The organism is Pseudidiomarina gelatinasegens (assembly GCF_004025325.1).
GTDB classification, from domain to species: Bacteria; Pseudomonadota; Gammaproteobacteria; order Enterobacterales; family Alteromonadaceae; genus Pseudidiomarina; species Pseudidiomarina gelatinasegens.
Window position 1 is genome coordinate 132,067 of the sequence record NZ_RSFE01000004.1, and the last position, 23,555, is coordinate 155,621.

The 23,555-nt window shown below is 47.9% G+C and carries 17 protein-coding genes and 5 tRNA genes; all 22 read right to left on the reverse strand.

The window, feature by feature from the left end:
* Positions 1 to 206: 206 nt before the first annotated feature.
* Complete coding sequence (gene rpoC, locus EGC76_RS06630) at positions 207 to 4,451, reverse strand: DNA-directed RNA polymerase subunit beta' (RefSeq protein ID WP_128352219.1); 4,245 nt, start codon at positions 4,449 to 4,451, stop codon at positions 207 to 209.
* A gap of 35 nt (positions 4,452 to 4,486) precedes the next feature.
* The gene (gene rpoB / locus EGC76_RS06635) at positions 4,487 to 8,515 is read right to left on the reverse strand and encodes a DNA-directed RNA polymerase subunit beta (RefSeq protein ID WP_128352220.1); all 4,029 of its coding nucleotides are present in this window, start codon (positions 8,513 to 8,515) and stop codon (positions 4,487 to 4,489) included.
* 218 nt (positions 8,516 to 8,733) lie between these two features.
* Entirely contained in the window at positions 8,734 to 9,108 is a 375-nt protein-coding gene (rplL, locus tag EGC76_RS06640) for a 50S ribosomal protein L7/L12 (RefSeq protein ID WP_128352221.1), read from the reverse strand.
* Positions 9,109 to 9,161: 53 nt separating this feature from the next.
* Positions 9,162 to 9,680 (reverse strand): 50S ribosomal protein L10, encoded by a 519-nt coding sequence (gene rplJ / locus EGC76_RS06645; RefSeq protein WP_128352222.1) that lies wholly within the window; start codon positions 9,678 to 9,680, stop codon positions 9,162 to 9,164.
* Between the two features lie 233 nt (positions 9,681 to 9,913).
* On the reverse strand, positions 9,914 to 10,609 hold the full coding sequence (gene rplA, locus EGC76_RS06650; RefSeq protein ID WP_128352223.1) for a 50S ribosomal protein L1: 696 nt from the start codon (positions 10,607 to 10,609) through the stop codon (positions 9,914 to 9,916).
* Between the two features lies 1 nt (position 10,610).
* A complete protein-coding gene (gene rplK, locus EGC76_RS06655; protein WP_128352224.1) occupies positions 10,611 to 11,042 on the reverse strand; it encodes a 50S ribosomal protein L11 in 432 nt (143 codons plus the stop codon).
* 254 nt (positions 11,043 to 11,296) lie between these two features.
* The gene (gene nusG, locus EGC76_RS06660; protein WP_128352225.1) at positions 11,297 to 11,836 is read right to left on the reverse strand and encodes a transcription termination/antitermination protein NusG; all 540 of its coding nucleotides are present in this window, start codon (positions 11,834 to 11,836) and stop codon (positions 11,297 to 11,299) included.
* A 3-nt stretch (positions 11,837 to 11,839) separates the two neighbouring features.
* Entirely contained in the window at positions 11,840 to 12,220 is a 381-nt protein-coding gene (gene secE / locus EGC76_RS06665) for a preprotein translocase subunit SecE (RefSeq protein ID WP_128352226.1), read from the reverse strand.
* 110 nt (positions 12,221 to 12,330) lie between these two features.
* A tRNA-Trp gene (locus EGC76_RS06670) sits at positions 12,331 to 12,407 on the reverse strand.
* Between the two features lie 229 nt (positions 12,408 to 12,636).
* Positions 12,637 to 13,821 (reverse strand): elongation factor Tu, encoded by a 1,185-nt coding sequence (gene tuf / locus EGC76_RS06675; protein ID WP_128352215.1) that lies wholly within the window; start codon positions 13,819 to 13,821, stop codon positions 12,637 to 12,639.
* A 110-nt stretch (positions 13,822 to 13,931) separates the two neighbouring features.
* Positions 13,932 to 14,007, reverse strand: a tRNA-Thr gene (locus EGC76_RS06680).
* Positions 14,008 to 14,022: 15 nt separating this feature from the next.
* Positions 14,023 to 14,097, reverse strand: a tRNA-Gly gene (locus tag EGC76_RS06685).
* Between the two features lie 64 nt (positions 14,098 to 14,161).
* Positions 14,162 to 14,246, reverse strand: a tRNA-Tyr gene (locus EGC76_RS06690).
* A 17-nt stretch (positions 14,247 to 14,263) separates the two neighbouring features.
* Positions 14,264 to 14,339 (reverse strand) — tRNA-Thr (locus EGC76_RS06695).
* Between the two features lie 89 nt (positions 14,340 to 14,428).
* Positions 14,429 to 15,727 (reverse strand): adenylosuccinate synthase, encoded by a 1,299-nt coding sequence (locus EGC76_RS06700; RefSeq protein WP_128352227.1) that lies wholly within the window; start codon positions 15,725 to 15,727, stop codon positions 14,429 to 14,431.
* 76 nt (positions 15,728 to 15,803) lie between these two features.
* Positions 15,804 to 16,970, reverse strand: coding sequence for an aminotransferase class V-fold PLP-dependent enzyme (locus EGC76_RS06705; RefSeq protein WP_128352228.1), 1,167 nt, complete (start codon positions 16,968 to 16,970; stop codon positions 15,804 to 15,806).
* 93 nt (positions 16,971 to 17,063) lie between these two features.
* Entirely contained in the window at positions 17,064 to 17,951 is an 888-nt protein-coding gene (gene hflC / locus EGC76_RS06710) for a protease modulator HflC (protein WP_128352229.1), read from the reverse strand.
* A gap of 3 nt (positions 17,952 to 17,954) precedes the next feature.
* A complete protein-coding gene (hflK, locus tag EGC76_RS06715; RefSeq protein ID WP_128352230.1) occupies positions 17,955 to 19,151 on the reverse strand; it encodes an FtsH protease activity modulator HflK in 1,197 nt (398 codons plus the stop codon).
* 54 nt (positions 19,152 to 19,205) lie between these two features.
* On the reverse strand, positions 19,206 to 20,501 hold the full coding sequence (gene hflX, locus EGC76_RS06720) for a ribosome rescue GTPase HflX (RefSeq protein ID WP_128352231.1): 1,296 nt from the start codon (positions 20,499 to 20,501) through the stop codon (positions 19,206 to 19,208).
* A gap of 26 nt (positions 20,502 to 20,527) precedes the next feature.
* On the reverse strand, positions 20,528 to 20,779 hold the full coding sequence (gene hfq, locus EGC76_RS06725; RefSeq protein ID WP_128352232.1) for an RNA chaperone Hfq: 252 nt from the start codon (positions 20,777 to 20,779) through the stop codon (positions 20,528 to 20,530).
* A gap of 146 nt (positions 20,780 to 20,925) precedes the next feature.
* Entirely contained in the window at positions 20,926 to 21,882 is a 957-nt protein-coding gene (gene miaA, locus EGC76_RS06730; protein ID WP_128352233.1) for a tRNA (adenosine(37)-N6)-dimethylallyltransferase MiaA, read from the reverse strand.
* Positions 21,879 to 23,549, reverse strand: coding sequence for a DNA mismatch repair endonuclease MutL (gene mutL, locus EGC76_RS06735; RefSeq protein WP_128352234.1), 1,671 nt, complete (start codon positions 23,547 to 23,549; stop codon positions 21,879 to 21,881). Before mutL ends, miaA begins: the two co-directional genes overlap by 4 nt.
* Between the last annotated feature and the right edge of the window lie 6 nt (positions 23,550 to 23,555).

Sequence of the window (23,555 nt, forward strand, 5' to 3'; positions counted from 1 at the left end):
TGATGTCGCTCAACAGAATGAAAAATCCAAATTTCCCCTTATTTTTGGCCTGCTAAAAGCAAACCACGGGCTTAACGCCCAAATATGGGGAGGCCGAATTTTAATGGTCAATAATTGGACTGTCAAGGAAAAGCGACGGAAATAAAAAGGCCAGTCGATGATTCGACCGGCCTTTTTCCATACTTTGGGTACTGCTAAGCGACTGCTTATTCAGACTTATCGCCGTTATCCGCTGCATCATTTCCTGCATTTAAAGCGTCAGCTAATTGCTGTTCTGCTTCTTCTGCAGTCAAACGCGGTGCTTCGATACTACCAGCCAGTGCTTCGGCACGCTTGCGCGCACGTTCGCGATGGTAGGCAAAACCGGTACCAGCAGGAATCAAACGACCCACAATAACGTTCTCTTTCAAGCCGCGTAGAGGATCTTGCTTGCCTTGTACAGCTGCTTCGGTCAATACACGTGTCGTTTCTTGGAACGACGCGGCAGAGATGAACGACTCAGTCGACAATGAAGCTTTGGTGATACCTAGCAATTGACGCTCATAGCTTGATGGTACTTTGCCTTCTGCTTCCGCTTTCACGTTCGCAGCAAGTACTTCTGAAAGCTCCATCATTTCGCCTTCCAGCAGCTCAGTTTCGCCTGGGTTCAAGATAATCGCCTTACGCAGCATCTGACGCACGATGGTCTCGATGTGCTTATCGTTAATCTTAACGCCCTGTAAGCGGTAAACTTCCTGCACTTCGTTCACGATATAGTTCGCTAATGCGCTTACGCCACGTAGACGCAAGATATCATGCGGTGCTTCAGGACCATCGGCAATAACTTCACCTTTAGTCACTTGCTCACCTTCGAAGATGTTCAGCTGGCGATACTTCGGAATCATCTCTTCGTAATGATCGCCACCCTCTGGACGGGTGATGATCAAGCGGCGCTTACCTTTGGTTTCTTTACCAAAGCTAACAGTACCTGAGACTTCTGCCAAAATAGCTGGCTCTTTCGGACGACGTGCTTCGAACAAGTCGGCAACGCGCGGCAAACCACCGGTAATATCGCGAGTTTTTGAACCTTCTTGCGGAATACGTGCAACCGTATCACCAACTTTCACTTCAGCGTTGTCTTCAAGGTTAATGATCGCGTTACCTGGCAAGAAGTATTGCGCTGGCATATCCGTACCAACGATGTTTACGTCTTTACCTTTCGCGTCGACCAATTTAACCATTGGACGCATGTCTTTACCGGCGCTGGTACGTTGACCTGTTTCAAGCACAACAATGCTTGAGAGGCCAGTCAGCTCGTCGGTTTGACGGGTCATGGTTACGCCATCGATTAAGTCGACAAACTTCAGACGACCCGCTACCTCGGTGATAATTGGGTGCGTGTGCGGATCCCAGTTAGCAACGATTTCGCCAGAGTCGACCGTGTCACCTTCATTTTTCTTGAGGATGGCACCGTACGGTACTTTGTAGCGTTCGCGCTCACGGCCGAACTCATCAATTAGCGTCAATTCTGTAGAACGCGAGGTGATAACCAAATGGCTGTCACTGTTTTCTACATACTTGGCGTTATGAAGTTTCAAAGTACCGTTGTTTTTAACTTGAATGTTGTTCGCAGCAGAGTCACGCGATGCAGCACCACCAATGTGGAAGGTACGCATGGTTAACTGTGTACCTGGCTCACCGATTGACTGAGCAGCGATAACACCAACTGCTTCACCTTGGTTAACCAAGTGGCCACGAGCAAGGTCACGACCGTAACAGTTCGCACAAACACCGAAATCAGTGTCACAGGTAATAACCGAGCGAACTTTAACTTGGTCAACAGAGTTTTGTTCCAACACGTCACACATTTTTTCGTCTAACAATGTGTTACGCGGAATCAGAACTTCTTTCTCACTGCCAGGCATCATCACGTCGTCACAAACTACACGACCCAATACACGTTCACGCAATGGCTCTACAACGTCACCACCTTCAATCAACGGTTTGATGAACAAACCATCTTCGGTGCCACAATCGTCTTCAACAATTACAACGTCTTGCGCAACGTCAACCAAACGGCGTGTCAGGTAACCTGAGTTCGCTGTCTTCAATGCGGTATCGGCCAAACCTTTACGCGCACCGTGAGTTGAGATGAAGTACTGAAGTACGTTCAAACCTTCACGGAAGTTTGCGGTGATTGGTGTTTCGATGATGGAGCCATCTGGCTTCGCCATCAGACCACGCATACCAGCCAACTGACGAATCTGCGCTGGGCTACCACGAGCACCAGAGTCAGCCATCATATAGACCGAGTTGAACGAGTCTTGCTGTTCTTCTTCGCCTTTCGCGTTGATAACAGTTTCTTTGGACAAGTTGTCCATCATTGCCTTAGAAACTTTCTCGTTCGCGGTCGACCAAATATCGATAACTTTGTTGTACTTCTCACCCGCGGTTACCAAGCCCTGCTCGAATTGTTCCTGAATTTCAGCAACTTCTTCTTCTGCAGCGTCGATAATGTGTTTCTTCGCAGCTGGGATAACCATGTCATCAATACCAACAGACGCACCCGCGATCATCGCGTAATGGAAGCCGGTATACATGATTTGGTCAGCAAAAATTACCGTAGGTTTCAAACCTAAGTCGCGATAAGAACGGTTTAACAAACGGCCGATCTGCTTTTTGCCCATTGACTGATTGATCATGTCAAACGGCATACCTAAAGGCAGAATCAGAGACAAAATTGCACGACCCACAGTTGTGTCATAAAGTTTTGTCGTCGTCGTTGTTACGCCTTCTTCATCAGTAAGCGTTTCAGTGATACGTACTTTTACGCGTGCATGCAATTCGGCACATTGGGTACGGTAAGCTTTTTCAGCTTCCTTCGCGTTTTTAAACGCCATACCTTCGCCTTTCGCATTGATTTTTTCACGCGTCATGTAGTACAGACCCAATACAACGTCCTGTGAAGGTACGATAATTGGATCACCACTTGCTGGTGACAAAATGTTGTTGGTTGACATCATCAACGCGCGCGCTTCAAGCTGCGCTTCTAGCGTTAATGGTAAGTGAACCGCCATTTGGTCACCATCGAAGTCGGCGTTATAGGCCGCACACACAAGTGGGTGCAACTGAATTGCCTTACCTTCGATAAGTACTGGTTCGAACGCCTGGATACCCAAACGGTGCAACGTTGGTGCACGGTTTAGCATCACCGGGTGTTCTTTGATTACTTCATCAAGCACGTCCCATACTTCTGGAATTTCGCGCTCTACCATTTTCTTAGCAGCTTTAATGGTGGTCGCTAAACCACGGCCTTCAAGCTTGCCATAAATAAATGGTTTGAAGAGTTCCAGTGCCATTTTCTTCGGCAAACCACACTGGTGTAAACGCAACTTAGGACCAACAGTAATTACTGAACGGCCTGAGTAGTCAACACGTTTACCCAACAGGTTTTGACGGAAACGACCCTGTTTACCTTTAATCATGTCTGCCAAAGATTTCAGCGGACGCTTGTTGGTGCCGGTAATGGCGCGGCCGCGACGGCCGTTATCCAACAACGCATCAACTGCTTCTTGCAGCATACGTTTTTCGTTACGCACAATGATGTCCGGCGCCGCAAGGTCAAGTAGACGCTTAAGACGGTTGTTCCGGTTAATCACACGGCGGTACAAGTCGTTCAAATCAGAGGTTGCGAAGCGGCCACCATCCAACGGTACCAAAGGACGCAAGTCCGGTGGCAATACTGGTAGCACTTTCAAGATCATCCACTCTGGCTTGTTGCCTGAGTTATGGAATGATTCAAGCAGCTTCAAACGCTTGCTGATTTTCTTACGCTTGGTTTCAGAATTCGTTTCTGGAAGCTCTTCACGAAGCTGTTTGATATCGCCTTCGATATCAATGTGTTGAAGCAGTGACAACACAGCTTCAGCACCCATCTTCGCTTCAAACTCGTCACCATGAGCTTCGAGCGCATCCAAGTATTCTTCTTCAGTAAGAATCTGGCCGCGTTCAAGATCAGTCATGCCCGCTTCGGTTACTACGTATGATTCGAAATACAGTACGCGCTCGATATCACGTAACGTCATATCAAGCATCAAGCCGATGCGGCTTGGCAATGATTTCAAGAACCAAATGTGAGCAACTGGGCTGGCCAGCTCAATGTGACCCATACGTTCACGACGTACTTTGGTCAGTGTAACTTCAACGCCACACTTCTCACAGATCACACCGCGGTGCTTCAAGCGCTTGTATTTACCACACAAGCACTCGTAGTCTTTTACCGGGCCGAAAATGCGCGCACAAAACAACCCGTCACGCTCTGGTTTGAACGTACGGTAGTTGATTGTTTCTGGCTTTTTCACTTCACCGAAAGACCAGCTGCGGATCATGTCCGGCGACGCGAGTCCGATGCGAATTGCATCGAACTCTTCAGTCTGGTTAGTCGGTTTTAAAAACTTTAATAAGTCTTTCACGATTTATCTCCTGGCAAATAGCGTCCGGTGGTGTCTCAGTCTTGGTCCAACTCGATGTTGATACCAAGCGAGCGGATTTCCTTCAGAAGTACGTTGAAGGACTCCGGCATACCTGCTTCCATGCGCAGATCGTTGTCGACAATGTTTTTGTACATCTTCGTACGACCGTTTACGTCGTCCGACTTCACTGTCAACATTTCCTGCAAGGTGTAAGCAGCACCGTAAGCTTCCAATGCCCACACTTCCATCTCACCGAAGCGCTGTCCACCGAACTGTGCTTTACCACCCAGCGGCTGCTGAGTAACCAAGCTGTACGAACCGGTAGAACGCGCATGCATTTTATCGTCAACCAAGTGGTTAAGTTTCAGCATGTACATGTAACCAACAGTTACATCACGCTCAAAACGTTCACCAGTACGGCCGTCGTACAAGGTAATCTGACCAGATTCAGGCAGATCAGCCAGTTTCAGTAGGTCTTTAATTTCACTTTCGATTGCACCATCGAATACAGGTGTAGCTGTCGGTAAACCTTTCTTCAGGTTTTCCGCAAGGCGCAACACTTCGTCATCGCTGAATTCGTTAATATCAACGGTTTGACGGGTTTCACCCAGAGCATAGACCTTCTGCAAGAATTCACGCATTTCAGCAACTTTCGCATGGCGCTTCATCATGTTTTCGATTTTGGTACCAATACCACGCGCAGCCATACCTAAGTGAGTTTCTAGGATCTGACCAATGTTCATCCGCGATGGTACACCCAGTGGGTTCAATACGATATCCACTGGCGTGCCGTGTTCGTCGTGCGGCATGTCTTCAACCGGTTGAATGGTTGAGATAACACCTTTGTTACCGTGACGACCAGCAAGTTTATCACCTGGTTGAATACGGCGACGTACGGCTAAGTACACTTTCACAATCTTAAGTACGCCAGGCGCTAAATCATCGCCTTGCTCAATCTTGCGACGCTTGTTTTCAAACTTATTGTCGAAGTCAGTGCGAATTTCTTCGTACTGATGCGCAATTTGTTCAAGCTGCTGTTGGGCACTTTCTTTCTTCAGGTTTTGCGTCAACCACTTGCTTTGCTCAAGGCCTGCAAGTTTCGATTCATCAAAACCATTTGCCAACAACAGGCTACGCGCCCGCTCAAAGATGCCTTTTTCAAGAATCTTAAACTCATCGGTTAAGTCTTTCTTAACTTGTTTGAGTTGCATCTCTTCGATTGACTTCGCGCGATGGTCTTTCTCAACACCGTCACGCGTAAACACCTGAACGTCAATTACAGTACCGGTGACACCATTAGGTACACGCAATGAACTGTCTTTCACGTCAGACGCTTTCTCACCGAAGATGGCACGCAGAAGTTTCTCTTCTGGCGTTAACTGGGTCTCACCTTTTGGCGTTACTTTACCAACCAAGATGTCGCCGCCTGAAACTTCAGCACCAACGTAAACAATACCTGCTTCGTCGAGCTTGTTCAGAGCCGATTCACCTACGTTAGGAATGTCAGAAGTCACTTCTTCTGCGCCTAGCTTGGTGTCACGTGCCACACAGTTCAATTCTTGAATATGAATTGTGGTTAAACGGTCTTCTTGAACAACGCGTTCTGAAATTAGAATCGAGTCCTCGAAGTTGTAACCGTTCCATGGCATGAACGCCACACGTAAGTTTTGACCCAATGCCAACTCACCCATGTCAGTTGACGGACCGTCAGCCAACACATCGCCACGCATTACCGGCTCACCAACATTTACTGTAGGTGTCTGGTTAATACAGGTGTTCTGGTTAGAACGGGTGTATTTAACAAGGTTATAAATGTCGATACCGGCTTCGCCAGGCAACATTTCTTCTTCGTTCACTTTTACAACGATACGGCTGGCGTCAACTTTCTCAACAACACCACCACGTTTCGCAACAACAGTAACACCTGAGTCGACCGCTACAGTGCGTTCAATACCAGTACCTACTAACGGCTTATCAGCGCGCAGCGTTGGTACGGCTTGACGTTGCATGTTCGAGCCCATCAATGCGCGGTTCGCGTCATCGTGTTCAAGGAACGGAATCAAGCTTGCTGCAATTGAAACGATCTGCTGCGGAGCAACGTCCATGTACTGAACTTGCTCTTTAGACATTAGGGTGAATTCGTTTTTATGACGACATGGAACCAAGTCTTCAATCAATTCACCTTTATCGTTCAAGGCAACGTTTGCCTGTGCAATCACGAAGTTTCCTTCTTCGATTGCTGACAAATAATCTACTTCATCGGTAACTACACCGTTGTCGATACGACGGTACGGCGTTTCTAAGAAACCATACTCGTTGGTACGCGCGAACGTAGACAATGAGTTGATCAAACCGATGTTTGGACCTTCAGGCGTTTCGATTGGGCACACACGGCCGTAATGCGTTGGATGTACGTCACGCACTTCGAAACCGGCACGCTCACGCGTTAAACCGCCTGGACCTAAAGCAGAAATACGACGCTTGTGCGTGACTTCTGACAATGGGTTGTTTTGGTCCATAAACTGAGATAACTGGCTTGAACCAAAGAACTCTTTCACCGCGGCGCTAATTGGCTTCGCGTTAATTAAGTCCTGCGGCATGGTGCCATCTAAATCGCCAAGGCTTAAGCGCTCTTTTACTGCGCGCTCTACACGAACCAAACCTACACGGAATTGGTTCTCGGCCATTTCGCCGACTGAACGGATACGACGGTTACCCAAGTGATCGATATCATCCACTTCATCTTGACCGTTACGGATCTCGATGAGCTTCTTCATAACTTCGACGATATCTTCTTTGGTTAATACGCCTGATCCGGTCAGGTCATCACGACCTAAGCGACGGTTGAACTTCATACGACCCACTGATGACAAGTCATAGCGGTCTTCACTGAAGAACAAGTTTTCAAATAAGGTTTCAGCCGCTTCTTTGGTTGGCGGCTCGCCTGGACGCATCATGCGATAAATTTCAACCAGTGCTTCTAAACGATTGCTGGTTGAGTCAATGCGCAAGGTTTCGCTCATGTACGGCCCATGGTCTAGGTCGTTCACGAACAATGTTTCAAACTTTTTAAAGCCAGCTTCACGTAACTTCGCAATTAACTCAAGCGTTAGTTCAGCATTTGCTTCTGCAATAACTTCACCGGTTTTCTTATCGGTGTAGCTTTTCGCCAATACTTTACCAACCAAGTATTCAAGCGGAACTTCCATTTCTGGTTGATTCAGGCTTGCGATTTGGTTGATATGACGCGCAGTAATACGACGGCCTTTCTCAACGATGATTTCACCATCGTCGTTCTTGATATCAAACTTCGCAGTTTCGCCACGTAAGCGTTCTGGCACGAGCTGCATGAAGATTTTCTTCGCACGGAATTGGAAATACGTGGTGTCGAAGAACATATCAAGGATTTCTTCAGTACCATATTCTAAGGCACGAAGAATGATTGACGCCGGAAGTTTACGACGACGGTCGATACGTACGAATACGTTATCTTTCGGGTCGAATTCAAAATCCAACCAAGAACCACGGTAAGGAATAACGCGTGCGTTATACAACACTTTACCTGATGAGTGGGTCTTACCTTTGTCGTGGTCAAAGAATACACCTGGTGAACGGTGCAACTGAGAAACGATAACCCGTTCAGTACCATTGATTACAAAGGTACCGTTTTCGGTCATCAATGGGATTTCACCCATGTAGACTTCTTGCTCTTTGATATCTTTAACGGTACCTGCCGCTGCTTCTTTATCAAAAAGAACCAGGCGCAGTTTAACCCGCAAAGGAGCTGCGTAGGTAATGCCGCGAATTTGACATTCTTTCACGTCAAATACTGGCGTACCAAGGTGATAGCTCACGTACTGCAGTTCCGAATTACCTGAATATGCGGTAATTGGAAATACTGAGCGAAATGCCGCTTCCAGGCCATTATTGCCTTCTGGATCCGGCTCGATGAATTTTTTAAATGAATCTAATTGGATTGACAGCAGGTAAGGCACTTCAAGAACGTGCGGCCGTTTACCAAAATCCTTGCGAATACGTTTTTTCTCAGAGTAGGAGTACGCCATGGGGTTCCTCAGCTAGCTGATTGATGACCCTAACCACCGGAGTAGGAGTCGATGGTTAAAAACAAACTAAATTAAGCTTGTCGTTCCCGTTTTTGTCACCGCGAGCATGCACCCCAATAACGGGCAAAAATGATACATGCTTTACAGCGCAAAAAGGCTGGTGGCTAAATTGCCACCAGCCCTAGGCCTAAAAGGCCAAGTTATGCAAGTTTGTTAACTTACTTAACTTCAACTTCCGCACCAGCTTCAGTTAAATCTTTAGCAAGTGCTTCTGCGTCTTCTTTGCTGATGCCTTCTTTAACAGCAACAGGTGCAGACTCAACCATGTCTTTAGCTTCTTTCAAGCCAAGACCAGTTGCGCTGCGAACTGCTTTGATAGCTGCTACTTTGTTAGCGCCAGCAGATTTCAATACTACATCAAATTCAGTTTTCTCTTCTGCAGCGGCAGCGCCGGCAGCAGCTGGAGCAGCAACAGCAACAGCAGCTGAAGCGTCAACACCGAATTTTTCTTCTGCAGCTTCGATCAATTCAACCAGTTCCATAACTGGCATTTCAGCGATCGCGTTCAAAATATCATCTTTAGTAAGAGCCATAACTCTAAACTCCTGGGTTATAAATTACAAAAAAATTGGTTAAAAAACCGCTTCTATTTAGCGTCTTTAATTGCCGACAACACACGCACAAACTTAGTAGGAACTTCGTTAATAGTACGAACGAACTTACTAACAGGCGCTTTGAAGGTGGCCAGCAATTTCGCCAATGCTTCGTCGCGAGTCGGAAGTGAAGCCACAGCGTCAAGCTTGTCTGCACCCATCAGGCCTGAGCCAATTGATAGAGCAGTAACTTTCAGATGCTTATTCTCTTTGGCAAACTCTTTAAATAAACGCGCAGCAGTACCTGGTGCGTCGATAGAGAAACCGTAGATCAAAGGACCTGTTAACGCTGTTTCCATGTCCTGAAACTTCGTGTCAACGAATGCACGTTTTGCCAGAGTGTTCCGAATTACCTTCAGATACACGCCTTGCTCACGCGCTTGACGACGAAGTTGGGTCATGTCCGCAACTTCCATACCACGATACTCAGCAACAGCGACGGATAGAGCGTTTGAAGCAACATCGTTAACTTCCTTAACGATTGCTTGTTTTGCTGCTAAACCTAGTGCCACTAGTATCACCTCTTTTTTTGGTCCGCCGTTAAAAAAACTTTGGACCGATCGTTACACATAGGTAGGCCATAATGCACCTACCACGTTGTCACGGTGAATCTCTTACCCAGAGAGTCTGAGTCGGATATCACCATCTGCGCAGGAAATTAAGTGTCGCTGATTATTCCTTCTCAGGAATCAGCCGCGATACACCTGCGGTCTTGGACGGGAGCAAAGCTCCAACCCACAAAACCTTATACAGCAGTCAATGAACCTTGGTCGATGGCAACGCCAGCGCCCATAGTGGTTGAAAGACTTACTTTCTTAATAAATTGGCCTTTTGCTGAAGAAGGTTTAGCTTTCTTCAGAGCAACCAATAATGATTCTAAGTTTTCTTTCAGCTTGTCATTATCGAAGTCAACTTTACCGATAGTTGCATGGATAATACCCGCTTTGTCGTTGCGATAACGAACCTGACCAGATTTTGCGTTTTTAACAGCAGTCGCAACATCAGGGGTTACAGTACCAGTTTTCGGGTTAGGCATCAGGCCACGTGGACCTAAGATTTGACCTAACATACCAACAACGCGCATAGCGTCTGGAGAAGCGATTACAACATCAAAGTTCATTTCGCCTTTCTTAACTTGCTCAGCTAAGTCTTCCATACCTACGATGTCAGCACCGGCTTCTTTCGCTTTTTCAGCGTTAGCGCCACTGGTAAATACTGCAACGCGTACGTCACGACCAGTACCATTAGGTAACACGGTAGCGCCACGAACGTTTTGATCAGATTTACGAGCGTCGATACCCAAGTTTACAGATACATCAACGCTTTCTTTAAATTTTGCAGTTGCTAATTCTTTTAGCAAGTTGATTGCTTCGTTGATTTCATAATCACGAGCTTCAACTTTCTCACGGATAAGACGTGCGCGTTTGCTTAACTTAGCCATCTTACAGACCCTCCACATTCAGGCCCATTGCACGGGCTGAACCGGCAATAGTACGTACCGCTGCGTCAAGGTCTGCCGCTGTTAAGTCTGGCTCTTTAACCTTCGCAATATCTTCCAGCTGAGCACGGGTAACTGTACCCACTTTCTCAGTATTAGGACGGCCTGAACCGCTCTTGATACCGGCTGCTTTCTTCAACAAGAAGGCTGCTGGAGGAGTTTTGGTAATAAACGTGAATGAACGATCTTCAAAAACGCTGATTTCAACTGGAACTGGCGCGCCTTTTTCAAGCTGGTCAGTTGCTGCGTTGAACGCTTTACAGAATTCCATGATGTTCACACCGTGCTGACCCAATGCTGGACCAACTGGTGGTGACGGATTTGCTGCACCGGCTGCTACTTGCAGCTTGATGATAGCTTTTAACTTCTTAGCCATGTTTAAGCCTCTTGGTTGTGGGTCAAACGCCTCGTAAATCTAAGAGATGACTTACTCTAACGGCTCCCCAATATAAAAAAGGAGGCGAATTATAGTCCTATTCGCCCCTCATTGCAACAAGCGAAGTGCGTTTTTCGTACGCTTCGCTATTCGTTGTTCGTACGCTCGCTTCGCTCTCTATTCGAAGGCTTCGCGAACAGTGCGAAGCACGGACGAACAGTGTAACGGACGAATAACGAAAAACGCTTTTATCTTTATGCTTTTTCGACCTGACCGAACTCTAGCTCGACCGGTGTTGCGCGACCAAAGATGGAAACCGATACAGTTAAACGGCTCTTCTCATAATCAACGCTTTCAACAGTACCGTTGAAATCAGCAAACGGACCGTCGTTAACACGAACAACTTCGCCTGGCTCGAATAATGTTTTCGGCTTCGGCTTGTCTACAGATTCCTGTAAACGATTCAAAATGGTGTCGGCTTCTTTTTGGGTGATTGGTGTTGGACGCTCTTGCGTACCACCAATGAAACCTAAAACGCGTGGAATGCTTTTAACGAGATGCCATGCATCTTCGTCCATCGCCATTTCCACCAGCACATAGCCTGGGAAGAATTTTCGCTCGCTTTTCGCGCGCTTGCCGCCTTTCATTTCAACGACTTCTTCAGTTGGCACTAACACTTCACCGAATTTGTCTTCCATGCCGTGCATTTTGATGTGCTCACGCAGTGAATCAGCTACACGCTTTTCATATCCAGAAAATGCTTGAACCACGTACCAGCGTTTTTTATCAGTCATAAATTAAAACTCCAGTCCGGTAAAGAAGCCCACAACGCGAACTAAAATCGCATCCATGCCCCACAGAATTAATGAAACAATCGCAGTCGCTATTACAACAATAATTGTTGTTTGCGTCGCTTCTTGACGTGATGGCCAAACCACACGGCGCGTTTCAGTGCGGCTTTCTTTAGCGAAATTACGGAAGCGGCGACCTTTACTTGTAAGGCCAGCAATAACACCTGCAATAACAACTAAAAGTACCACGGCAATAGCGCGGTATAGCACAGAGATTTGGTCACCATAATAATAGTTACCCAATACTGCGGCAGCGAGTAATGCAATCGCGACGATCCATTTTAAGCCGTCGAGTGAGCTGCTTTGCGTTTCGGTGTTTGCACTCATTATCTAATCCTGTTTGAAAAACCGTTACTCGTTATTCGTTATTCGTTAGTCGCTACATCCAGTAACGACAAGCGTAGCGGTCGATTAACGAATAACGCCTTTGATCTGTTTGGCAGGGGTGGAGGGATTCGAACCCCCAACCGTCGGTTTTGGAGACCGCTGTTCTACCAATTGGAACTACACCCCTGCATGTTCTGTTTATGTGACAGAAACGGACGCTGTATTATACCGATCAAAGACTGTAAAACAAGGGCGTTGCTCGTTATTCGTTAATCGTTATTGGTTATTCGTTATTGGTTATTGGTTAACGAATAACGACAAGCGCAGCGATCGAATAACGAATAACGCTTTTGCAATTAAAAAAGGGAGCCGAAGCTCCCCTTTCATCAATACCCGTAAACGGATACCTCAGCACATTAAGCGATGATCTTAGATACTACGCCTGCGCCTACTGTACGGCCACCTTCACGGATTGCGAAGCGTAAACCTTCGTCCATCGCGATTGGGTGAATCAGTTCAACAACAAATTTCAAGTTGTCGCCTGGCATGACCATCTCTACGCCTTCTGGTAACTGTACTGCACCAGTTACGTCAGTCGTACGGAAGTAGAACTGTGGACGATAGCCTTTGAAGAATGGAGTGTGACGTCCGCCTTCTTCTTTGGTCAATACATACACTTCTGCTTCGAACTGCGTGTGTGGCGTGATTGAACCTGGCTTCGCCAATACTTGGCCACGTTGAATTTCGTCACGCTTCGTACCACGCAACAACGCACCAATGTTCTCACCTGCACGACCTTCGTCAAGCAACTTACGGAACATCTCTACACCAGTTACGATAGTCTTCGTAGTATCTTGGATACCTACGATTTCTACTTCGTCACCAGTACGAACGATACCGCGCTCTACACGACCTGTTACTACTGTACCACGGCCTGAGATTGAGAATACGTCTTCGATTGGCATGATGAACGGCTTATCGATATCACGCTCTGGCTCTGGAATGTATGAATCCAATGCTTCTGCCAATTCGACAATCTTCGCTTCCCACTTCTCTTCGCCTTCCAACGCTTTCAATGCTGAACCTTGGATTACTGGCAAATCGTCGCCTGGGAAATCGTATTCTGATAGAAGTTCACGAACTTCCATTTCAACCAATTCCAACAACTCTTCATCGTCGACCATGTCACATTTGTTCATGAATACGATGATGTATGGAACGCCTACCTGACGTGACAACAAGATGTGCTCACGCGTTTGTGGCATTGGGCCGTCAGTTGCAGCTACTACCAAGATAGCGCCGTCCATCTGCGCAGCACCGGTGATCATGTTTTTCACATAGTCAGCGTGTCCTGGGCAATCTACGTGTGCGTAGTGACGTGCCGGAGTATCATACTCAACGTGTGACGTTGCGATGGTGATACCACGTGCTTTTTCTTCTGGTGCGTTATCGATTTGATCGAACGCACGTGCTGAACCACCGTAGGTTTTCGCCAATACTGTGGTGATCGCAGCGGTCAGAGTAGTTTTACCGTGGTCAACGTGGCCGATTGTACCTACGTTAACGTGCGGTTTGGAACGTTCAAATTTTTCTTTTGCCATGACAGCCTCTTTTTGGACAACGTACGGTGGTTAAACACCAACAATTGAAAATCATTAACCGACAATTATGCCGAATTTAGCGAGACAAGGGAAGAGTTGGACCGGATAAGTGGTGCTGATAGGCGGATTTGAACCGCCGACCTCACCCTTACCAAGGGTGCGCTCTACCAACTGAGCTATATCAGCACGAATACAGATTATTGGAGCGGGTAGTGGGAATCGAACCCACATCATCAGCTTGGAAGGCTGAGGTAATAGCCATTATACGATACCCGCATGCCTTGAATCGGGCCACCTCAAACCATTCTGGACTCACCGCATTCTACAGATAATGCAAAAATGGTGGAGGGGGCAGGATTCGAACCTGCGAAGGCTGAGCCGTCAGATTTACAGTCTGATCCCTTTGACCGCTCGGGAACCCCTCCATAACCATATTTTGAGTTGGTGCCGGCACCAAGAGTCGAACTCGGGACCTACTGATTACAAGTCAGTTGCTCTACCAACTGAGCTATGCCGGCACCCCGGTTAGGTGGAGCGCATTCTATTGTATCGATTTTGATGATGCAATAGTAAATACCAATTTTTTTAGGTTTCTTGGTCCGTTTGGTTAATTTGCGAACGGATGACGCAAAATAATGGTTTCGCCACGGTCCGGACCTGTCGAAATAATGTCCACAGGAACGCCAGTTAAAACTTCGATTCGTTTGATATAAGCCATGGCTGCAGTTGGTAAATCTTTATGCTCAGTGATACCCACTGTGCTGTCTTGCCAACCTGGCATTGACTCATAAATTGGCTCTACCGTGTCGTAGTCTTCAGCAGCCATTGGTGGATAGTTTACCACGTCACCGTTTGGCAGCTTGTAACCAACACAAATCTTCAGTTCATCTAACCCGTCTAATACATCAAGTTTGGTCAAACAGAAGCCGCTGACAGAGTTAATCTGCACTGCACGACGTGCTGCAACCGCATCAAACCAACCGGTACGGCGTTTCCGCCCAGTAGTGGCACCAAACTCATGCCCTTTAACACCTAAATGTTGGCCAACTTCACATTCCAGTTCAGTTGGGAACGGGCCACTGCCGACACGCGTAGTGTAGGCTTTTACGATACCCAGTACATAGTCGATATAACGCGGACCAAAACCAGCGCCCGTGGACACGCCACCGGCAGTAGTATTCGACGACGTCACATACGGATAGGTACCGTGGTCGATGTCTAATAAGGTGCCTTGAGCGCCCTCAAACATGATGTGCTGGCCAGCTTTACGGGCATCATCAAGCAAGGTTGGAATGTCTGCGATCATGTCTTTTAACTGGCCGGCGATTTCACGGCAGTAATTTAAAACGTCTTCAACATTTACCGCTTCTACTTTGTAGTAATTTACCAAAGTAAAGTTATGGAACTCGACCACTTCACGCAGTTTTTCTTCAAACCGTGCGAAGTTGAATAAATCACCAACACGTAAGCCACGGCGCGCTACTTTGTCTTCATAAGCCGGACCAATACCGCGCCCCGTAGTACCGATAGCTTTAGCACCTCGAGCAATCTCGCGCGCCTGGTCAAGTGCAATGTGGTAAGGCAAGATCAGTGGGCAGGCTTCGCTAATAAGCAAACGCTCGCGTACCGGAACACCACGCTTTTCTAGCATGGCCATTTCTTCCATTAACGCTTCAGGAGACAGCACCACGCCGTTACCGATAACGCATTTTACGTTATCACGTAAAATACCTGATGGGATAAGGTGTAATACGGTTTTTTCACCGTCAATCACTAAGGTGTGACCTGCGTTGTGCCCGCCCTGATAGCGAACCACAAGTGACGCTTTATCTGTCAGCAAATCAACGATTTTGCCTTTACCTTCGTCACCCCATTGTGTGCCTAGAATTACTACATTTTTACCCATGATCTCGTTACCAGCGGTTACTGTTGAAAAAACAGGCGGCGATTTTAACAGGTATTTGGCACCGGCGGTAGCCCGATCAGTCGCGACTCAATGCATTTTTTAGGCGTTGGTAGTCTGCCGCATCGTGATACATTGCGAATCCAAAACGCAATCGTTCGCCTCGATAATCAGTCTCGACACCCGCTGCACGCAAGCGCCCCGCCAACTCTTCAACAATTTCAGCATTTTTCAGCTTAAAGGTAAGAAAGTGGCCATGATGATCAAGGTTGTCGGCTAATAAATGCGTTCGATTAATCTGCGAGTGGTCAAGTTCATCCAACACGACAAGAAATTCGCTTTGCAACTGCTGCACATAGCGATGCATGGCTGCTACCGTCAACGCATCTCGCTGCCACCATAATAAGACACTCTCGAGCCGATATAGCGCTGAGAAGTCCATCGTTGCACCGGCAAAGCGCATGCCGTCGTTGGCGTAGCTAACGGTTCCAGTTTGTGGCTTTGCTAGGTTTGCAAAATCAGCAAACCATCCGGTGTATTCTGGGCGCAGTTGGCAGCCTTTAGGAACCGCCATAAAACAACACCCCTCCCCGGCCTGAAGGTATTTATAGGCGCCAGCTAAATAAAAAATACGGTTGGCATAAGGGCTTAAATCGGTCGGTATTGCGCCGCACCCGTGGTAGCCGTCCACAACGATTTGCGTGGCTGCAGGTACTTGGTCGATCCAAGTGCTTAAGTCCGGTGCCACAACGCCAGAATTGTAGAACACTTGGCTGGTAAATATTAGGTCAAATGTGCCTTGTTCAGTTGCTGCCAACCAGCGCTGCTCGAACGTTTCATAAGGTTCGGTTGGCACGGTTGTTAGCTCGACATTGTTACGCTCTTGCAGCCGCTTTATCTGGCGGGCGAAACTATGAAACTCGCTGTCGGTGCTCAGTACGCGCAACGGCTGCTTTGGGTCAAAGCTGGTAATCACCCGATACAGCAATTCATGTGTATTACTGGCAAATACAAATTGCTCCGGGTAAGGGTGATTCAGGAGCTTCGATAACAACTGCTGCACCGACGGCACACGTTCGCCGAAAATGATGTCCCATTTGTGATCCACGCCGCGGGCACTGTCGTCCCAATATTGCAACTGAGCATCGCGCGTTACATCAGGCCAATAGTGGTGGCTGTGCGGCGCACAATGCAATGTGTTTGGGTGTTGAGCTAGATAGCGGCTGTAGTGTTTTTTATAAGACATCTGTTTGTTACTCGTTGGACTTTTTTAGAAGACTATATACAAAAAACCCGCGGCACAACCGCGGGTTTTTATTAGCAATCACTAACTAGCTTTTTAGTTGGTTGCTGTTGAGTTCTTCAAGTATTTAAAGAAATCACTTTCCGGTTCAAGCACCAGCACATCGTTGCCAGTGGCAAAGCTTTTCTCGTAAGCTTGTAAGCTACGAATGAATGAAAAAAACTCGGGGTCTTTGCTATATGCGTCAGCATAAATTCCTGCTGCCGCTGCATCACCTTGACCACGTAGTTCTCGTGATTCACGCTCAGCGTCTGCAAGCATAACCGTTACACGTGCATCAACATCAGCACGAATAAATTCTGCTTGCTCACGACCTTCAGAACGGTGTTCCATGGCAACTGCTTGACGCTCTGCACGCATCCGCTGGAATATCGATTGACTGACTTCGGTTGGCAAGTTGATTTGCATCACCCGCACGTCGATAACTTCGATACCTAATTCTTGGGCACTATCGGCACCGCGAATTAGCGCTTCACGCATTAAGTTGTCACGCTCGCCAGAAACAATTTCTTTGATGGTACGGCTACCAAACTCAGCGCGTAAACCACTGCTAACCCGACGTGTTAACAATGCTTCTGCTTGAGCTTGGTTACCACCATTGGTCGACAAATAGTAAGTTGCAAAATCAGAGATTCGCCACTTCACATACGTATCAACGATTAAGTCTTTTTTCTCGCTGGTTACGAAACGGTCTGGATTACCATCAAGTGTTTTAAAACGTGCATCAAGGCGCTTAACGTCTTCGATGAACGGTAGCTTGAAGTGCAAGCCCGGTGTATAAACCGTCGCTTCACCAGTGTCCGCATCTCGCAATACTTTACCAAACTGAACCACAATGGCGCGTTGGCCTTCTTTCACAACAAAAATTGAGGAGAAGCCGAGCACCACAGCGACGATAACTAATACTGCTATAAAGTTTTTCATCGTTTACCCCCGGCCATCGTTAAAGCGATCGCTGGTGCGAACGCTCGTGTCATTGGTATTACTGCGCGACGAATTGCCATTTTGATTGTTACCTGAGCTTTGCGTCGGACGTGAGTTAGTACTAGACGCTTCACTACGCGCAGGCTCTACCGAACCGCGCTGCTTCTCAAGAATTTTATCCAGCGGCAAATACATCATGTTGTTGCTACCGTCTACATCCACCATAATTTTGGCGGTATTGCTGTAGAGTTTTTCCAATGTCTCAATGTATAAACGCTCACGCGTCACAACAGGTGCAGCTATGTATTGTGGCAACAGCTCTTTAAAGCGAGCAACCTCACCTTGAGCTTTCAACACAACTTGCTCACGATACGCTTGAGCTTCTTGCAGAACACGGCGAACCTGACCACGCGCCAACGGTTCAACCTGTCGTGCATAAGCTTCAGCTTCACGAATGAAACGTTGCTCATCTTCTTGCGCGGAAATAGCATCATCGAACGCGTCTTTTACTGCTTCAGGCGGACGCGCTGGCAGCAAGTTCACATCAACAACTTGAATACCTAATTGATAAGGCGCTATCACATTTTCCAGCAGCTCTAAGGTGTTCTGTCGAACACTTTCACGACCCACGGTTAAAACTTCATCCATGGTCGTGTGGCCAACAACGTAGCGCAATGCGCTATCGGTTGCTTGCGCTAAACTCCGGTCTGCGTTTTCTACTGCGAACAGGTAGTCGCGCGGATTCACGATACGGTACTGAACGTCAAGCTCTACGTGCACCACGTTCTCGTCTTGGGTTAGCATAAAACCTTCAGACTGGAACTGTTGTACGTTGCTCACGTCGACTGTTTCGACCGTATCGACAAAAAATGGACGCCAATGCAGGCCAGACTCGACCAAATTGTGGTATTGACCAAAACGCAATACAACGCCTCGTTCGGCTTCTTTGACCGTATAGAAACCGGCAATAAACCAGATAACTACGATTAAGATAGCGATAACGCCAAAACCACGTGATGGGAACCCACCACTGCTTTTTTTACCGTCACCGCCTTTGCCTTTGTTTCCGCCAAGACCTAACTTGCCAAGCAAGTTACGAATCGCTTCATCGAGATCGGGCGGGCCTTGATCGCGGCCGCCTTGGTTTTTCCATGGATCACGGTCATTGTTATTGCCGTTTCCCGGTTGATTCCAGGCCATTGATTACTCCAACTCTGGGTGGTTTATAAATACATTATTGTTAATTTGTTACAGCTATTCTACAAATCCTTGCAAGGTATCGCCATACTCTTTGGCGACATGTTTGCTTAAGCGTTGCCAATCAACAGCTGACATTCGTACTTTCAACGCAAGCTGCCCGTCTTCACGGGTTTCTTCTGCTGTAACACTCTTCATGGCGTAAAGCTTACCACGTAACTTACCCATTGAGGGTGGAATTCGTAAGGATACGTCAACCATCTGTGGGCGCAAGCGTTGCACTAACGCTTGTTGTAACAAATCTATTCCGGCTCCTGACTGCGCTGATAGCCATACGCGTATCGGCATCCCTTGGTCATCAGTATCTATACGCGCAAGCCCGTCATCCAGTTTATCAATCTTATTGCAAATGAGCAGTTGCGGTACTTCGTCGGCGCCAATTTCATGCAGCACTTCCTGCACTTGATGCATGTTTTCTGCTTGGCGCTCATCGGCCACATCAATGACATGAAGCAATAAATCTGCTTCTTGCGTTTCCTGCAACGTAGCTTTAAATGCTGCAACAAGCTCATGCGGTAAGTGCCGAATAAAGCCAACGGTGTCAGCCAAGATAATTGACCCTACATCAGCTAGCTCCAGCTTCCGCAATGTTGGATCAAGTGTCGCAAACAGCTGATCGGCAGCGTACACATGGGATTCAGTAATTTTGTTAAACAAGGTTGATTTACCCGCGTTGGTATAACCAACCAATGATACTGTTGGAATTTCAGCGCGCTGACGCGCCCGACGCCCTTGTTCGCGCTGCTTCTGAACCTTTTCCAAGCGCCCAAGAATGTTTTTGATGCGGCCACGGATAAGCCGTCGGTCAGTTTCAAGCTGAGTTTCACCCGGGCCTCGTAAACCGATACCACCTTTTTGGCGCTCCAAGTGGGTCCAACCACGCACCAACCGCGTAGAAATATGCCGCAACTGCGCCAACTCGACTTGCAACTTACCCTCGTGGGTACGTGCACGCTGCGCGAAAATATCAAGAATCAAACCAGTACGGTCAAGCACGCGGCATTGGCATAACTTTTCTAAGTTACGCTCCTGCGTTGGGCTTAAGCTGTGGTTAAAAATGACAATATTGGCGTCTAGCAACTTAACGTGATCAGCAATTTCTTCTGCTTTGCCTGAGCCAACAAAATATCGGGAACTTGGGGTGCTACGCGATGCTGTCACCACACCGAGGGTTTCAACCCCGGCGGATGACACAAGAAGTTTTAACTCAGAGAGATCTTCACGATCGATTTCGGCTGGGAAATCAACGTGGACCAGGATAGCACGCTCACCACTTTCAAACCTATCAAACAAGCTATCACTGCTCCTTCATCATAGTATTAGTCAATCGCCTCTTCGCTATTCTCTGCTACTGGCAGATAATTTTGCGGAATACGCGCTGGAACAACAGTTGAGATGGCATGTTTATAGACCATCTGGCTTACTGTATTTTTAAGTAAAATAACAAACTGATCGAACGATTCGATCTGGCCTTGCAATTTAATTCCATTTACCAAGTAAATTGACACCGGAACGCGCTCACGGCGCAGCGCATTCAAAAACGGGTCCTGTAATGTTTGCCCCTTAGCCATATTCTGTTTCCTTTTTTGTTATTGTTCGTGTCTGGCGGCAACATACTCAAACGCTATTACCAGTCACTTTAACTATAGTTTAAATGCCACCATTTCGCAGCTTTGTCTAATTTATTTCAGCTTATACTGAATATAAGGTGAATCTTTTAGTTTTCAAGGCTGCCCTGCGCAAATAACTGCGGTGGTTGCGCGCATAGTTCCAAGGCCTGTTCCAGCAAATTCGGTGACTCACTTTCAAGCCACTGCACACCAGGCCATTTTCGCAACCACGTTAATTGACGCTTGGCCAACTGCCGCGTGGCAAAGATACCGCGGTCGATAAACTCTTCATAATCGTAGTCGCCATCAAGGTATTGCCACGCTTGACGGTAACCAACACAGCGTATAGCTGGTAAATCGACATGTAAATCAGACCGTTGTCGTAGTTGTTCGACCTCATTAAGAAGACCTTGTTCAACCATTTGACGAAATCTTAACGCAATACGTTGGTGCAAGGTGGCACGATCACGTGGCGCAACGGCAATTTGAATTAAAGGGTAAGGCAAAGCGCCGTGACGTGCAGCCGTTAAATCCGTTAATGTCTTACCGGAAATGCGATATACCTCGAGCGCCCGCATCAACCGTTGAGGGTCGTTCGGATGAATTCGTGCTGCGCTCACGGGGTCAATTGCAGCCAATTCCGCGTGCAATTTGGCACTCCCGTGTTGCTCGAGCCCACGGCCGAGTTGCTGCCGAATATGTTCATCAGCTTCAGGCAGTTGCGACATGCCTTCTAGCAAAGCTTTAAAGTAAAGCATGGTTCCACCCACCAAGAGTGGAATACGCCCTCGTGCAATGATGGCGTCAATTTCACGCCGCGCATCTGCCGCAAACTGCGCCGCCGAGTAGCTCTCAGCCGGGTCACAAATATCAATGAGGCGGTGTGGCGCTTGTGCTAACTCTGCCGCAGTTGGCTTGGCTGTGCCAATGTCCATTCCACGATATATCAAGGCTGAATCGACCGAGACAATGTCACAAGGAAGCTGTTGTGTAAGTGCAATCGCCAAACCGGTTTTACCCGCCGCCGTTGGCCCATACAAACAAATAACAAAGGGCTCATTCATCGCAGCGGCTCCGGCATGGTTGGTAAGGTAATCGCGGTAAGCCACTGGGGATTCGAATTCAGCTGATCTTGCCAGCAGCGCAGCCAATGTTCCGCTTGCGTCAGTGAGTAGTCGGCTTGAACTTGATGAATTGCCAGCCAACTAAATACTTCTTTATTGGTTTGAAGACGCTCCACCAACGCTGCAATACTTGTGGCGATATCTGTTTGACGTAAAACTGAAGGCACATCCAGTATCGTCACTGCACGTTTGGACTGCTCATAACGCACACCCAGTCGCGCCAGTTGTTTGGCATCAATTTCGACCAGTGAGCGCAGTAGCGCGGTATCGGTCAATTTTACGGGAATCAGCAACGGCTGCCCAGCTAGCCCGACTTGTGCCTGCTGCTGCAGTTGCTGCTGCAAATACGCGTGTTGAACCCGCTGCAAATCAAGCAATGCCAATGGTTCTGATTCAATCAAAGCGAAGCGCTGAGCCACTACCTGCAGCACAGAGTGCGGTAACGATGGCTTTGGATGCGGCATTGTTGGCGCCGGTTCAGGCGGGGCCGTTCGCGTTGGGAATATTTCACGATGCTGTGGTTGCAGCTCTCTAACTTGCTGGGTCAACGCTTCGCTGCTGGCTGTATAGCCGTGCTGCGTTTGTTCAGCTTCGGTTGCTGCGGTAGCGCGCGCTGAGCTGAGCGCCTGGCGCGCGCAGTGCAATACAAAATCATGAATTTGCCGGGCCTGATGAAAGCGCACTTCGTGTTTTGCCGGGTGCACATTGACATCAACATCCTCGGCCGGTAATTCTAAGTACAAAACAAAACTTGGCGTTCGTTCATCGTTTAAAGTATCGCCGTAGGCTTGGCGCACGGCATGCCCAAGTAAACGGTCGCGCATCATGCGCCCATTCACGTAAAAATACTGAACATCGGCTTGATGGCGGCAGGCATGCGCGGGGGCTATCCAGCCCCACAAGCGTACCGGTCCGGTTTGCTCGTCTAACCCCAAGGCTGTGTCGGTAAAGCTGCTTCCGCACACCTGCGCAACACGTTTTATAGCGTGCTCCGGTTCTTGTACTGCATTGTATTGGCGCACAATTTTATCATTGTGCGTTAAACTAAAACGTACCCCAAAGCGCGCCAGCGCAATCCGCCGCAATACCTCATCAATGTGAGCAAACTCAGTTTTATCGGTGCGCAAAAATTTACGCCGCGCGGGTGTATTGAAGAATAAGTCCTGCGCATCAACGGTGGTGCCCTCAGGGTGACTCGCCGGTGCAAGTTCCGCTTGCATGTCACGCCCTTCTACCCACGCTTGCCATGCTTGTTCTTGGGTTGCGGTTTTCGATGTGAGGGTTAAGCGCGATACTGAGCTGATACTGGCTAAGGCTTCCCCCCGAAACCCGAGACTTTGAATTGCCTCCAGATCACTGAGCGAAGCAATTTTGCTGGTAGCATGACGACTGAGCGCCAGCCCAAGTTCTTCTTTAACAATACCCCCACCGTTATCGCGCACACGAATACGGCGCCGCCCGCCTTGCTCAATGTCGACGCTAATTTGCGAAGCACCGGCATCAAGGCAATTTTCAACCAGCTCTTTAACAACAGATGCGGGGCGTTCAATAACTTCCCCTGCTGCTATCTGGTTGGCCAGACTTATTGGCAGCAACTGAATCGGCATGTGTAA

What these genes read in the sequence shown, in the direction of transcription:
- rpoB (WP_128352220.1), bottom strand. Translation starts at nt 8,515, where the DNA reads ATGGCGTACTCCTACTCTGAGAAAAAACGTATTCGCAAGGATTTTGGT.
- rplL (WP_128352221.1), bottom strand. Translation starts at nt 9,108, where the DNA reads ATGGCTCTTACTAAAGATGATATTTTGAACGCGATCGCTGAAATGCCA.
- rplA (WP_128352223.1), bottom strand. Translation starts at nt 10,609, where the DNA reads ATGGCTAAGTTAAGCAAACGCGCACGTCTTATCCGTGAGAAAGTTGAA.
- rplK (WP_128352224.1), bottom strand. Translation starts at nt 11,042, where the DNA reads ATGGCTAAGAAGTTAAAAGCTATCATCAAGCTGCAAGTAGCAGCCGGT.
- nusG (WP_128352225.1), bottom strand. Translation starts at nt 11,836, where the DNA reads ATGACTGATAAAAAACGCTGGTACGTGGTTCAAGCATTTTCTGGATAT.
- secE (WP_128352226.1), bottom strand. Translation starts at nt 12,220, where the DNA reads ATGAGTGCAAACACCGAAACGCAAAGCAGCTCACTCGACGGCTTAAAA.
- tuf (WP_128352215.1), bottom strand. Translation starts at nt 13,821, where the DNA reads ATGGCAAAAGAAAAATTTGAACGTTCCAAACCGCACGTTAACGTAGGT.
- EGC76_RS06700 (WP_128352227.1), bottom strand. Translation starts at nt 15,727, where the DNA reads ATGGGTAAAAATGTAGTAATTCTAGGCACACAATGGGGTGACGAAGGT.
- EGC76_RS06705 (WP_128352228.1), bottom strand. Translation starts at nt 16,970, where the DNA reads ATGTCTTATAAAAAACACTACAGCCGCTATCTAGCTCAACACCCAAAC.
- hflC (WP_128352229.1), bottom strand. Translation starts at nt 17,951, where the DNA reads ATGAAAAACTTTATAGCAGTATTAGTTATCGTCGCTGTGGTGCTCGGC.
- hflK (WP_128352230.1), bottom strand. Translation starts at nt 19,151, where the DNA reads ATGGCCTGGAATCAACCGGGAAACGGCAATAACAATGACCGTGATCCA.
- hfq (WP_128352232.1), bottom strand. Translation starts at nt 20,779, where the DNA reads ATGGCTAAGGGGCAAACATTACAGGACCCGTTTTTGAATGCGCTGCGC.
- miaA (WP_128352233.1), bottom strand. Translation starts at nt 21,882, where the DNA reads ATGAATGAGCCCTTTGTTATTTGTTTGTATGGGCCAACGGCGGCGGGT.
- mutL (WP_128352234.1), bottom strand. Translation starts at nt 23,549, where the DNA reads ATGCCGATTCAGTTGCTGCCAATAAGTCTGGCCAACCAGATAGCAGCA.